Raw genomic sequence first — 12,557 nt, 5'->3', positions numbered from 1 at the left:
AAATAAATAAAAATATAGACTTATTAATACATTTTGTTTATACATATCTACAATGTAAAGAATATTATAGCAAATTCATTTTTTCTATTAATTACAAAATTACTCCTATTTGTGTTATAATATTGCATTAAGTAAGGAGGTTAAAATCTTATGAATAACGATAATGATAAAAATGGAAATAAAATCAGAAGAAAAAAGGTTAGCTCATCTAGTAACTCAAATAAACCAGTTAATAGAAATTCAGCTAACAAAACTCGTTCAACTAAAAACAAGAATAAACCTAAAAAAAGCGATAAATTTAAAAGACTAAGAGTATTTGGTATAGTATTTTTAGTTTTATTAGTTGTTGGTGCAGCAGGTACTGCTGGATTAGTATTTGCATCATTAAGAGATGTCTCTCCAGTTACAGAAGCTGTTTTAGACAAACAAACCAACCAAACAACTACAATTAAATACGCTAATGGAAAAACATTATCTACTGCTCCAAGTGTAAATAAAAAGACACCCGTTCCATTAGATAAAATTTCAACTCATCTTCAACATGCAGTAATTGCAATAGAAGATGAACGTTTTTATGAACACAAGGGTGTTGACATTAAAGGTTTATTTAGATCAGTATTAAAGACTCTTACAGGTACCAAGCAAGGTGGTAGTACTATTCCTATGCAGGTATCTAAGATGCTGTTGACTACTGAGCAACAAACTCTACCTCGTAAAATAAAAGATATTTATTATGCATATGAGATGAGTAAGACAGTAAGTAAAGACAAAATATTAGAAACTTATTTAAATAACTTCTTCGTTGGAAAAGGTCTTGCAGGAGCTGAAGCTGGTGCACGTGGTTATTTTGATAAGTCTGCAGCTGACCTTACTATAGCTGAGTCAGCACTTCTTGCTGGTTCAACTAAAAACCCATCTAGGTTCTCAGCTTACAAAACTTCTAAATTAGATGGAAGTGAAGCTAAGAGTGACTTAGAGAATAAATTATTATTTTTTGTTAATACAACTGATGATGATTTAGATGACCCAACTCAAGTAGACTTTGATATGATTGAGAAATTAAAGACTTGGGAACTTATATCTAGTGATACTTATAGACAACTAAAAGCAGGTACATTAGTTGTCAGAAAAGCTATAAACAATCCTGAAGCTAAGAAAAGACAAGAAATTGTTCTAAAGAAAATGTTAGACCTAGGATATATAAAACAAAAAGAATATGATGAAGCAATTAATGCTAAGATAGAAATAAAATTACCTAAATCAGCAGATAAAGTTTCTTCATCTGTAGAAGACCTTATTGAAAGTGAAGTTATAAATGCCCTAATGGAACAAGGTCATACAAATGATGAAGCTCAAAACTTATTCTACAATGGTGGTCTAATTGTAAATACAACTATAGACCCTAAAATGCAAGATGCTTTAGAAGAAGAATTTGATAAAAATAGCAATTTCCCAGGCCATATGGTTGGACCTGATGGAGTTAGCCAGCCACAGGCTGCAATGGTAATTTTAGATTACAAGAATGGTGAAATAAGAGCACTAGCTGGAGGTAGAAACATAAGTGGCAGAAAAACTTTAAATCGTGCTACTAGCCCTCATCAACCAGGTTCTTCTATAAAACCTCTAGCAATTTATACGCCAGCTATTGATACTTTAAAGATTACACAATCAACTGCTCTAAATGATGTTAGAGGAGGATATAAATTTGAAGAAAATAATAAGTGGAATCCAAGAACTACTACTAGTGGTCATGGTTCTATGAGTTTACGTAAAGCACTTGCTAAATCTTCAAATACAATAGCAGTTAAAACTGCTGAAATGCTTGGAGATTCTTACGATGAATGTATAGATATAATGATGGACTACTTAAAGAACTTTGGTATAACAACTGTTAAAAATAGCCAAACAGGAGCAACTGATAGACAGTTTCCAGCATTAACACTTGGTGGTATGGCAAGTGGTATTACCCCACTTCAGATGGCTGCTGCTTACGGTACATTAGCAAATCAAGGAGTTTATGTAGAACCATCTATTTACACTACTATAACTACTTTTGATGGCCAATTATTAGTTAAAAACGCTCCTGAGGAACATAAAGTTGTAGACCCAGAAGTAGCTTATGTTGTTACAGATATGTTAGAAAGTGTAATTACTGAAGGTACAGGTGGTATTGCATCACTTCCAAAAGAAATGCCTGTTGCAGGTAAAACAGGTACTACAAATAGCGCATATGATGCTTGGTTTGTTGGTTATACACCTTATTATGTAGGAGCAACATACATTGGAGATGATGCTGGTAGAAAAGATGATGCTGGTAACACCATAAAACGTAGAGATGTTCCACATGGAAGTACTAGTACAGCAAAACTTTGGCAAAAAATTATGTCAAAAATACATGCAAATTTAACAGTTACTGAATTTGAAGTTCCTAAAAATGTATATTTTACAAAAATTAATTTAGAAGATGGAGGAAAGCAATCTTCTGGCTCTAAAGCAGCATTTATTGAAGGTACTGCTCCTTCTAGAGTAAGTTCTCAACCATCTCCTGAAGATACAAAGAAACCAGATAATAATCAACAAGAAGAAGAGAATAATAATAACAACAATAATTCAGGTAACAATGGTGGTGGCTCTACTCCTCCTGATAATGGTGGAAATAGTGGTGGAACTACTACTCCTCCTGATAATGGTGGAAATAGCGGTGGTACTACTCCTCCTGATAATGGTGGAAACAGTGGTGGTACTACTCCTCCTGATGATGGTGGAAACAGTGGTGGTACTGTCACCCCTCCTGATGGTGGTGGAAATACAACACCTTAGTTTAATAAAAGATTATATTTAAATATTAATAAATACTTAAAATTCAAACAAAAATATAAGGAGTTGCCTCAGAGTGATTTTTAGAAATCCTCAATGAGACACTCCTTTTTTAGTAATTATAATTAATGTGGGAATTGTTATAATATTTATGTATTACAAATTATATAAATTTTATATTTTTTGCTTATTGTATACCAAAAGTCTGGAATGTATTTAATTTACCATATCTTTTGATAAGTATATCCCATTCTTCCTTATCATAAAAATCACACTTATTTACACCAAATAATTTGGCAACTTCAATTGCAAATCTACCAGCTGACTCTAAATCACTAAAATGAGTTGCACCTGTAGCACATCCAGCAACAGGCATTTCTGTAGTAATTGCTACTCCAACTACTGGAGAATTTGTAGCAACTGCTGGCTGTAAAATACTATTCAAATGATACAAGTCATTTCCATATGGTGTTATATCTTGAATAGATAAAGGAAATACAAATGGAGATTTTCCAGTTACAGTCTGTATAATATCTAAAAGATTATCACTAGTTTTCAATATATACCCTTCTTTTACAGTTGGCGATATTGCAAATCCTCTAGTATTGATTATTCTATTACCTTTAGTAGTATCGATTGAAAGTATTGCATCACAACTACTGTCAACTTCATTTTCATTCATAGTTATCATATCTATTGGTGAATCCATAAAAGGTGTAGGATAGTGCTCTTTAGTTGGAGCATCTGGACAAATATGAGTCGAAATCACAATATCTCCTTCTAATACATCTCCTTTTCGTTGCATATCTAAAAGTTTCGCTGCTACTGAAATTGCTACCAATGCTCCATCACCATCTGAAACAAAACCTATTACCTCTGGTCTTGCCCCAATACCTCCAAGTCTGCCTAAAATACCAAGAGTAGGAGCACTTCCTCCTTTTAATTTACCATTCTTGCCAGCAATTGTAAGCTTAACTAAATCTGTAGAACCTTTACTTGATGAAAGCTTTTTTACTATTATATTTTCTCCACCATAGCTTTGTAAGTATGTCTTTACTTCTTCTCCACTTGCAGTTGATTTGTCTAAAATATCATAAACCTCTAATACTTGTTTTAATACCATATTTAATCTCCTTTCTTTATGTATTTTTTTAATAATACATTATTTACTGTACAAAACATCTACACCACACATTGCTAGTACTTTAATTGCTTTTATAAGTGCTATTTTTCCTTCTTCTCCACCAGCAGCTACAGCAAATTCTTCTGTATGAGTTGCAGTATTTTCTTTTAATTTGATATACGCTTGTATTGCAGGTATTTCATGAGTTAAATTTCCAGTATCAGTTGAGCCAATACCTTGAGTTAAATCTCTTTCAATATAGTCTTCACCTAATACTTCAAAATTTTCTCTAACTATATTTACTAATCTTGAATCATTTTTTATTTCTTTATATATCTCATCTAATTGAATTACTTCTACACTAGTTCCTGTAGAAATTGCAGCTCCCTTAGCACAATTTTTAAGCATATCACAAATTTCATTTAGGTATTCTATGCTTAATGCTCTTACATTAAATATAGCTGTAGATTTTTCGGGAATTATGTTATGTATACTACCTCCATCAGTTATAATTCCATGTACTCTTGCATAATCTTTAAGATGTAATCTCATGCTATTTACACTATTAAACAATGCTATTACTCCACTTAATGCACTTCTTCCTTCCCAAGGATAAGCAGCAGCATGAGAAGCTTTTCCACTAAAATCAAATTTTAAATTAACTTGAGCAAATGATATATCATCAGGTATTGAAGCATCACATGGATGTAAAATTAATGCAGCATCTACATCTTTAAATACTCCTTCTCTAATCATAGTTATCTTTCCACCTACTCTTTCTTCAGCAGGTGTTCCAAACACTTTTACAGTTCCTTCTATATCATATTTTTTTATAACTTCTTTTAAAATAATACCCGCTCCAACAGAACTTGTGCCTATAATATTGTGTCCACAAGCATGTCCCATACCTGGAAGTGCATCATATTCAGCTAAAAAAGCCACTGTCTTTCCACCAGTTCCATTTGAGTAGACTGCCTCAAAAGATGTTTCTAATCCTCCTACACCTTTTGTCACATTGAATCCATTTTCTTCTAATAAATCACATAATGCTTTTTGTGATTTAAATTCTTCAAATGCTAATTCTGGATTTTCAAATAAAGATTTAGATACCTTTTCAAATGATGCTTTTTTCTCATCAGATAACAACTTTATATCTTCTTTGATTTTTAATTTTAATTCTTCCATACTTACTACCTCCTTAAAGCATTCCATTTATTTTTAGAACTGTTTGAGATATAAAAGCAGAACCAAAATAAGTAGATGTCATAACTATAAATGATATAACTACTAGCTTCCAGCTCAAAGTCTTTAATATATCCAATTGGTTACCTACAGAAATTCCTGCAAAAGCTAATAATGGTGTTACTGTAGACATAAAATTTATTTTTCCTATATTACTTGCTATAAAATCTCCAACTGGTGATATTGGAAGTGATAATACAAACGCAACCAAAGTAGCCCATGCAAAACCTGGTAAATTTGGTCTCTTAACAAAATTCTTTATTACAATAGCAATTATTACTAATATAAAACCAAATACACTTCCAATCAATAAATCTTTAGCCTGTGTTTTAAGTGCTATAGCCTGTCCAAAGCAAATAATAATATATATGAACATTACTATTTTTATCTGTTCCATAATAGTCTTCAAAGTTTTTTCCATCTATACACCCTCCATTATAAAACATCTCTTGTTTTTGTTTTTTTTCTACTTCTAAACTTCTCAATAATTGGAGCCACTTTACTATAATAATAATTGGCAACTGGTAATGATAAAAATAATTCTATGTATATTCCAGTAACAGCTGTAATCAATCCGCTGGTTGCTGAATAAGCTAAAATCTGTTCAGACATATTTGGTACAGTATTCATCAATGATGCTGTTGCAGCCCCCATCATAGAACCACTTCCCATTCCTGATGCCATTGCTAAAGCATATGGATGAAAGCCTATAAGAACACCCAGTGGTGCCAAAAATGAAAATAATAATGTTCCAAAGATACTACCACTTATATAAGTTCCTAATGTTCCTATACCTTCTGGTGAATTCAATCCATACTTATCCCCAATAATTCCTAGTGCTGTGTCACGACATAATGAAAAAGTTCCTCCTAATGCACTTCTTCCAAGACCTAACGCTACTCCAACAGGTAATGCTATTAACATTGTACCCATATGACCAAACTCTTGTAATAAAAGTGCTGGTCCTGCTTGAAGTAATATACCAACTTTAGGTCCTGCATTAATTCCAAACATGATTCCCAATGGATATAGAGTTAAGGATAAAAGATATGGAGATACATTTATTTCATTATCTCCTATAAACTTTTTTAAAGCTGGTATAATCCTTCCTAACAAATGAGGGGAAACAGCCATACCTATAAAGATAGCCCATAGTATACTAAGTAAAGTTATATTAATACCCATAACTTTAAATGAAATAGGCCCAATTAATTCAGCCAATACTGTAATTATACAGGCTGCTATCAGAGCATTTCTAATTCCTGTCTTTCCTTTCATTTCTGTACCTCCTTGCAATTTTTATAATTTTCTTACAATATAATTGTTAGTGATTTAATTATATATTCTCTCATCGATAATGTATAATATAAATTTTTCATTATTTTTATATGCTTTTAGTCATAAAGCAAAAGGAGGATTAAACATCATGGATTTATTACAATTAAAATATTTTCAAGTTATAGCTCGTACTGAAAATATGACTAATGCTGCTAAGCAATTGCATGTAACACAGTCAGCACTTAGTAAAAGTATCGCTCTACTTGAAATGGATTTAGGTGTAAAATTATTTGACAGGAAAGGAAGGTCTATTAAATTAAACTATTGCGGAAATATTTTTCTTAAAAGAGTTGATTCAATACTTAATTTATTAGATACATCAACTAAAGAAATAAAAGATTTAGCTTGTAGTGAGTTTGACCAAATCAAATTAATCGTACTTACTGCATCAGGGTTAATTTTAGATGTACTTAGTGAATTTAAAAAATTACATCCAAATATTTCATTCAAATTAATGCAACATGTTCCAAAATCAACATTTGACTACGATTTTGATATATGTATTACTTCATATTGCTTTGAATTTAAATCATCAAATTATGAAGTATTAACTAGTGAAGAAATATTTATAGGTATCCCTTATAACAATCCACTATCAAAGCTTAACAGTATATATTTTAAAGATGTACAAGATGAGAATTTTATATGTTTAGAAGAAGGTACAAATTTCAGAAAAATTACAGATAGATTTTGTAACTATGCTGACTTTGAACCTAATGTATGTTTTGAATGTGATTCTCCTTCAACTGTTTATAATTTGATAAAAGAAGGTCATGGAGTTGGATTTATTCCTGAAAAATCATGGTGTATAGATTATGAATCTTCTATTAAACTATTGCCTATTAATGATATAAGATGTGAGCAATTTATTGAGCTATATTGGACAGATAATAAATTTTTAAACAAGTCAACAAGGATGTTTATTGATTTTATAAAAAACTATCTTAATAAATAGTAAAGCTCAATGTTGCACTGAGACCCAAAAGGTTGGACTTTATACTGGAATGAGTTTTCATTCCAGTATTTTTATTTTTATGCAGGTTTTTATTCATATTAAATTTTATAATCAACTGGACTACTTTTAGTTTTTTATTCTATTAACGCTGTTTCTTATAATTAGTCTTGGATAAAGTTTTCTTGGGATATGTTCTGTACTCTTTTTATTTATTGTATTTACTAAACTATCTACTCCATTTTTTATAACTTGTTCTCTTGGGTCATCTATTGTTGATAAGTGTGACCTAAAGTAAGATATCAATTCAATATTATTATATCCTATTACAGATATGTCTTCTGGTACATTTATACCATAAGTAGTTTTTAATTCTTGTATTATAGAAATAGCTGGTACATCTTGTTGCACAAATATAGCTGAAGCTTTTTTTATTTTATCAATATATTTTTTTAATAGCTCAACTTGAGATTCAAAATCCATTCTAGATTCAATTACATCAGTCTTTAAATTAGCTTCTTCCATAGCATTTAAATACCCTTTTGTTCTATCTTCGTGCATTTTTGAACTCTTATCTTCTGAAGTTATTGTTATTATATTTTTATGACCATGATCTATTAAATGCTTAGTAGCTATATAACCTCCATATACGTTATCATCCCAAAAGAAATTATCTACTTCTCCTACAAAAGATGGCTTAAAATATATGAATACATGTGGAAAATTATTGTCTTTTAAAAACTCATACTCTTCTTTTTTTATTGATTGAGACACTATTACTAATCCATCAACCATTTGTCCATTAACCATTTTATAGACATTACTGTCACCACTAATGTTATTATTAGGCTGTATTATAAAGTCGTACTTATTAGTCTCAATAGAATTTATAGAACTGTCCATTATATCACTAAAAAATTTTCTAGTGTCTTGATGATTAAAATTATTTGAAAAGATTACCCCTATTCTATTTGTTTCTTTTTTTGCTAGATTTCTCGCATTTACATTAAAATGAAACCCTAGCCTGTTAGCCTCTTCCACTACCTTCTTTTTTGTTTTTTCAGATACATTAGGATTATTGTTTAAGCACCTAGAGACAGTTGAATAGCTAATGCCTAGGTTCTTTGCAATATCTTTAATAGTTACCATCTTTATCCCCTACTTCACTTCATTTTATTTTTGCTAATATAATACTACACCATGTTGTAAATAATTGTCAACTTGATTATGTAAACGCTTGTAACTATAAAAAAATAGGTAGAATCTAAAAAGATATCTACCTATTTTAATAAAAAAACTTATCATATATTTAAGTGATTTTATGGTTTTGCTTTTGGTGTAAATACTACTGACATAATATATCCAAAAAATATAGCTGCGGCTATTCCACCAGCTGTAGCAGTTGTTCCACCTAGAAAAATACCTAAAAATCCATCACTTTGTATTGATTTTATCACTCCTGTTGCAAGTGAATATCCAAATCCTATTATAGGAACTGTTGCACCTGCTGCTGCAAACTTAACTAATGGCTCATAAAGTCCTAGAAAAGTTAAAACTACACCAGATGTTACATATGTTACCATAACATATGGAGTTTGCATCTTAAAATAATCCATCATTACTTGGGCTATTAAACATATAATTCCACCTACAATAAATACTCTTACATAGTCCATTAACATATATATCACATCCTACTCATTTACTATTACTACTGCATGTGCAACACATGGTATTGTTTGCTTTTGTAGTGTACTTGTTGGTGATAATAGTGCTCCTGTTGATACGAGCATTACTTTGTTAAATTCTTTTTTTCTTAACTTTTCATATATATATCCTGCAAATACTGTAGCTGAACATCCACATCCACTTCCACCACAGTGAACATCTTGCTCTTTAAGGTTAAACATTTCTATACCACAATCAGTATAACACTTTGAAATATCTACACCTTTTTGTTTTAAAAAGTCTTCTGTTATCTGTTTTCCAAGTGTACCTAAATCGCCAGTGGCAATTATGTCAAAGCTATTTGGGTCATCATTAGTGTCTTCAAAATAAGAATATATAGTATCTATTGCTGCTGGAGCCATGGCTGGTCCCATATTATTACCATCATCAATACCTTTATCTATTACTTTTCCAACTGTAACATATTTTACTTTAGGACCTTCTCCATTAGGAGCTAGTAAAACACTTCCTGCTCCTGTAACTGTCCATTGAGCTGTCATTGGCTTTTGATTTCCTAGCTCTAGTGGAAATCTGAATTGTCTTTCTGCTGTACAATAATGGCTTGATGTACCTGATAGCACTAAATCTGCAAAACCACCATCTACAAGCATAGAACCTATGCAAAGTCCTTCTGCCATTGTAGAACAAGCACCATATATACCCAAAAATGGAATTGCTAATTCTCTTGCAGCAAAAGATGCTGGTACTATTTGATTGATTAAATCTCCACCTAACATGTAATTTACATCTGACAGTTTTTTTCCTGCCTTTTGTATGGCTTTCTGTGATGCAGTCTCTACCATTTTACTTTCAGCTAATTCCCAAGTTTTTTCACCATATAAATCATCGGTCATAATCATATCAAAATAGTCCTTTAGCGGTCCTTCACCTTCTTTAGAACCGACTATAGTGCCAGCTGATATTATTGTTGGTTTATTTTCTAGCTTGACTGTTCTTTTTCCAATTCTTTTATTTTTCATATTTTCACACCTTTTTAATTTTGAATTTTACTATTTAATCCTTTAATATTAATTGAAATTTTCATAGCTATTTTCTAATAGATAATTTTTCTAGCTAATAGTTAATTAATAAAGTTTAAATTAAATAAAAATCATCTAAAACATTTTAAAAATATAATAAATAATTCCACATAAAATAGAAGAACCTATACCATAAACTAAAACTGGTCCTGCAATTTTAAATAGGTTTGCACCTACACCTAATACATATCCTTCTCTTTTATACTCCATTGCAGGAGATACTATTGAGTTAGCAAAACCTGTTATTGGTATTATAGAACCAGCTCCTGCTCTTTTTCCGATTAGGTCATAAACTCCTAATCCAGTTAGAAATGCCCCTATAAATATTAGTGTTATTGATGTAGCAGAACTAGCACCTAATTTATCAAGCCCTCCAACTTTCATGTATAAATCATTTATAGCTTGCCCTATCATACAAATAATTCCACCTACAATAAATGCAAGTGTATAGTTTTTTAAATATGTAGGTTTTGGGCTTATTTGGTCTACATACTTTTTATAATTTTTATCCATACTAAACACCTCTCTAAAGTATTATTTGTTAATTTTAAAAAAATAAACCTATAATTTATTTTAGACACTTAAAGTTTTGTCAAAAAATAAAAAAGATGCCTAATAAAGAAAATAATTTATTTTCTATTATAAAGACACCTTGTTTTTTAATATTTTTTATTTGAACTTATAATTTTTTAATCGAAACTTAAAAACTTAATATATTATAAATATTATCATGATATATATTCTTTTAACTTAGACAATACTTTTTTCTCTATTCTTGATACTTGAACCTGTGATATATTGAGCATTTCTCCTATTTCACTTTGAGTCATATCTTCAAAATATCTGAGAACTATTATTTGACGTTCTCTCTTATCCAGTCTTCCAAGTATGTCCTTTAATAATATATTATCTACAACTTTTTCTTCCTCACTTTCTCCTTTCATGCTTATCTTATCAATAAGACAGATTGGAGAACCTTCTTCTTCATGAATAACACCTTGCAAATACTCTACATTAAAGTTAGCTTCCATAGCCATTACTAAATCTTCTTTTTCTACATCTAATGCTTGAGCTATTTCTTCTATACTTGGCTCTCTACCTAGCTTTTTAGTTAAAGCTTCACTTTCCATCTTGGCCTTTACAGCTATTTGCTTCAATGACCTTGATACTTTTATCATACCATCATCTCTTAAGTATCTCTTTATTTCACCTAGAATCATTGGTACTGCATAAGTAGAGAATTTAACATTAAACTTGGGGTCAAATTTATATATTGATTTTATTAAACCTATAGAACCTAACTGAAATAAATCTTCTCTATCATACCCTATATTTAAAAATCTAGATACAACGCTCCTAACTAGACCTAAATTACTTGATATTAATATTTCTTTTGCCTCTTCATCTCCATTTTGAACTTTATCAATAAGTTCTAGAGTCTCTTCATGACTAAGAAGAGGTTTTTTTTCTTCTCTGGCAACAGTTACTTCCATAATAAAACCTCACTTTTGGACTTTATTTAGGCAAATTTATTTTTTTAGTCATTTCAATTCTAGTGCCATTATCTTTTCTAGAACTTACCTCTACATCGTCCATAAAGCTTTTCATAACTGTGAATCCCATTCCTGATCTATCAAGTTCTGGTTTTGATGTATAAAGTGGTTCCATTGCCTTCTCCACATTTTCTATTCCATACCCTTCATCTTCAACTACAATTTTTATAGTATTTCCTTCTATCTCACATCTCAAAAAAACAAACTTAGAACTGTCTTCTTCATATCCATGTATTATAGCATTTGTAACAGCCTCAGAGACAGCAGTTTTTATATCAACTAATTCATCTACTGTTGGGTCTAATTTTGCTGCAAATGATGCTACTATAACTCTTGCTAAACTTTCATTTTCTGATAGTGCCGAAAATTTAACTTCCATAATATTATTCATCACATACTCCTCCCTACAAAGAACTTAGAGCTTCTTCATACGTATCATAAATGCCAATAATTTTATTTAACCCAGATAAATCAAAAATTTTCTTAACTCGTGAACCTATATTAATTACTGAAACTCGTCCCCCTTCATTAGAAATTTTTTTATATCTACCTATGATGACACCTATACCTGAAGAATCCATAAAATTAATATTTCCAAAATCAAATACAACATTTTTTACTTGATTAACACTTAATAAGTTATCTATTTCTTCCCTTATTTCATTAGCTACATGGTGGTCTAGTTCTGAGCACATAAATTCTATGTATAGATTCTTATGTTCTAAGGAATATTTTACCATCAAAATCCCTCCTTCAATAGTTTT

General features: G+C 30.6%; 13 protein-coding genes. 2 read left to right on the top strand and 11 right to left on the bottom strand.

Going from position 1 to position 12,557, the window contains the following annotated elements; genetic code table 11:
• The first annotated feature begins 150 nt into the window (after window positions 1–150).
• Window positions 151–2,820 (top strand): transglycosylase domain-containing protein, encoded by a 2,670-nt coding sequence (locus KGF45_RS14505; protein WP_227842790.1) that lies wholly within the window; start codon window positions 151–153, stop codon window positions 2,818–2,820.
• Between the two features lie 184 nt (window positions 2,821–3,004).
• Here the strand turns inward: KGF45_RS14505 and KGF45_RS14500 are convergent, their stop codons facing one another.
• From KGF45_RS14500 to KGF45_RS14485, 4 genes are read right to left on the bottom strand one after another with little or no spacing between them, the layout of a single operon-like run.
• On the bottom strand, window positions 3,005–3,940 hold the full coding sequence (locus tag KGF45_RS14500) for a DUF1177 domain-containing protein (RefSeq protein ID WP_227842789.1): 936 nt from the start codon (window positions 3,938–3,940) through the stop codon (window positions 3,005–3,007).
• 39 nt (window positions 3,941–3,979) lie between these two features.
• Entirely contained in the window at window positions 3,980–5,125 is a 1,146-nt protein-coding gene (locus tag KGF45_RS14495; protein ID WP_227829674.1) for a M20 family metallopeptidase, read from the bottom strand.
• Between the two features lie 13 nt (window positions 5,126–5,138).
• A complete protein-coding gene (locus KGF45_RS14490; RefSeq protein WP_227829675.1) occupies window positions 5,139–5,603 on the bottom strand; it encodes a hypothetical protein in 465 nt (154 codons plus the stop codon).
• 14 nt (window positions 5,604–5,617) lie between these two features.
• On the bottom strand, window positions 5,618–6,460 hold the full coding sequence (locus KGF45_RS14485) for a DUF3100 domain-containing protein (RefSeq protein WP_227829676.1): 843 nt from the start codon (window positions 6,458–6,460) through the stop codon (window positions 5,618–5,620).
• 148 nt (window positions 6,461–6,608) lie between these two features.
• Here KGF45_RS14485 and KGF45_RS14480 point away from each other — a divergent pair, with 148 nt between their 5' ends.
• Window positions 6,609–7,475 (top strand): LysR family transcriptional regulator, encoded by an 867-nt coding sequence (locus tag KGF45_RS14480; RefSeq protein WP_227829677.1) that lies wholly within the window; start codon window positions 6,609–6,611, stop codon window positions 7,473–7,475.
• A gap of 126 nt (window positions 7,476–7,601) precedes the next feature.
• On the opposite strand, the gene KGF45_RS14475 is transcribed toward KGF45_RS14480, so the two are convergent.
• From KGF45_RS14475 to spoIIAA, 7 genes are all read right to left on the bottom strand, one after another.
• The gene (locus KGF45_RS14475) at window positions 7,602–8,621 is read right to left on the bottom strand and encodes a LacI family DNA-binding transcriptional regulator (RefSeq protein WP_227829678.1); all 1,020 of its coding nucleotides are present in this window, start codon (window positions 8,619–8,621) and stop codon (window positions 7,602–7,604) included.
• A 170-nt stretch (window positions 8,622–8,791) separates the two neighbouring features.
• Complete coding sequence (gene spoVAE, locus KGF45_RS14470; RefSeq protein ID WP_169468704.1) at window positions 8,792–9,154, bottom strand: stage V sporulation protein AE; 363 nt, start codon at window positions 9,152–9,154, stop codon at window positions 8,792–8,794.
• 12 nt (window positions 9,155–9,166) lie between these two features.
• Window positions 9,167–10,180 (bottom strand): stage V sporulation protein AD, encoded by a 1,014-nt coding sequence (spoVAD, locus tag KGF45_RS14465; RefSeq protein ID WP_227829679.1) that lies wholly within the window; start codon window positions 10,178–10,180, stop codon window positions 9,167–9,169.
• A 135-nt stretch (window positions 10,181–10,315) separates the two neighbouring features.
• Window positions 10,316–10,753: a stage V sporulation protein AC gene (gene spoVAC, locus KGF45_RS14460; RefSeq protein WP_003418420.1), complete on the bottom strand. Its 438-nt coding sequence runs from the start codon at window positions 10,751–10,753 to the stop codon at window positions 10,316–10,318.
• 215 nt (window positions 10,754–10,968) lie between these two features.
• Entirely contained in the window at window positions 10,969–11,733 is a 765-nt protein-coding gene (gene sigF / locus KGF45_RS14455; RefSeq protein ID WP_227433403.1) for an RNA polymerase sporulation sigma factor SigF, read from the bottom strand.
• Between the two features lie 22 nt (window positions 11,734–11,755).
• On the bottom strand, window positions 11,756–12,184 hold the full coding sequence (spoIIAB, locus tag KGF45_RS14450; RefSeq protein WP_227829680.1) for an anti-sigma F factor: 429 nt from the start codon (window positions 12,182–12,184) through the stop codon (window positions 11,756–11,758).
• A gap of 13 nt (window positions 12,185–12,197) precedes the next feature.
• Window positions 12,198–12,533: an anti-sigma F factor antagonist gene (gene spoIIAA, locus KGF45_RS14445; RefSeq protein ID WP_227829681.1), complete on the bottom strand. Its 336-nt coding sequence runs from the start codon at window positions 12,531–12,533 to the stop codon at window positions 12,198–12,200.
• Between the last annotated feature and the right edge of the window lie 24 nt (window positions 12,534–12,557).

The sequence above is a fragment of the Clostridioides sp. ZZV14-6154 genome (assembly GCF_020657785.1).
Classification (GTDB): domain Bacteria; phylum Bacillota; class Clostridia; order Peptostreptococcales; family Peptostreptococcaceae; genus Clostridioides.
The sequence above is the reverse complement of the archived record's forward strand: the minus strand, read 5'-3'. Positions and strand labels throughout refer to the sequence as shown.

Bases quoted from the DNA above. Each gene is read 5' to 3' on its own strand.
- spoVAD (WP_227829679.1), bottom strand. From the start codon at position 10,180: ATGAAAAATAAAAGAATTGGAAAAAGAACAGTCAAGCTAGAAAATAAA.
- sigF (WP_227433403.1), bottom strand. From the start codon at position 11,733: ATGGAAGTAACTGTTGCCAGAGAAGAAAAAAAACCTCTTCTTAGTCAT.
- spoVAC (WP_003418420.1), bottom strand. From the start codon at position 10,753: ATGGATAAAAATTATAAAAAGTATGTAGACCAAATAAGCCCAAAACCT.
- KGF45_RS14490 (WP_227829675.1), bottom strand. From the start codon at position 5,603: ATGGAAAAAACTTTGAAGACTATTATGGAACAGATAAAAATAGTAATG.
- KGF45_RS14480 (WP_227829677.1), top strand. From the start codon at position 6,609: ATGGATTTATTACAATTAAAATATTTTCAAGTTATAGCTCGTACTGAA.
- spoIIAA (WP_227829681.1), bottom strand. From the start codon at position 12,533: ATGGTAAAATATTCCTTAGAACATAAGAATCTATACATAGAATTTATG.
- spoVAE (WP_169468704.1), bottom strand. From the start codon at position 9,154: ATGTTAATGGACTATGTAAGAGTATTTATTGTAGGTGGAATTATATGT.
- KGF45_RS14500 (WP_227842789.1), bottom strand. From the start codon at position 3,940: ATGGTATTAAAACAAGTATTAGAGGTTTATGATATTTTAGACAAATCA.
- KGF45_RS14505 (WP_227842790.1), top strand. From the start codon at position 151: ATGAATAACGATAATGATAAAAATGGAAATAAAATCAGAAGAAAAAAG.
- KGF45_RS14495 (WP_227829674.1), bottom strand. From the start codon at position 5,125: ATGGAAGAATTAAAATTAAAAATCAAAGAAGATATAAAGTTGTTATCT.
- KGF45_RS14475 (WP_227829678.1), bottom strand. From the start codon at position 8,621: ATGGTAACTATTAAAGATATTGCAAAGAACCTAGGCATTAGCTATTCA.
- spoIIAB (WP_227829680.1), bottom strand. From the start codon at position 12,184: ATGAATAATATTATGGAAGTTAAATTTTCGGCACTATCAGAAAATGAA.
- KGF45_RS14485 (WP_227829676.1), bottom strand. From the start codon at position 6,460: ATGAAAGGAAAGACAGGAATTAGAAATGCTCTGATAGCAGCCTGTATA.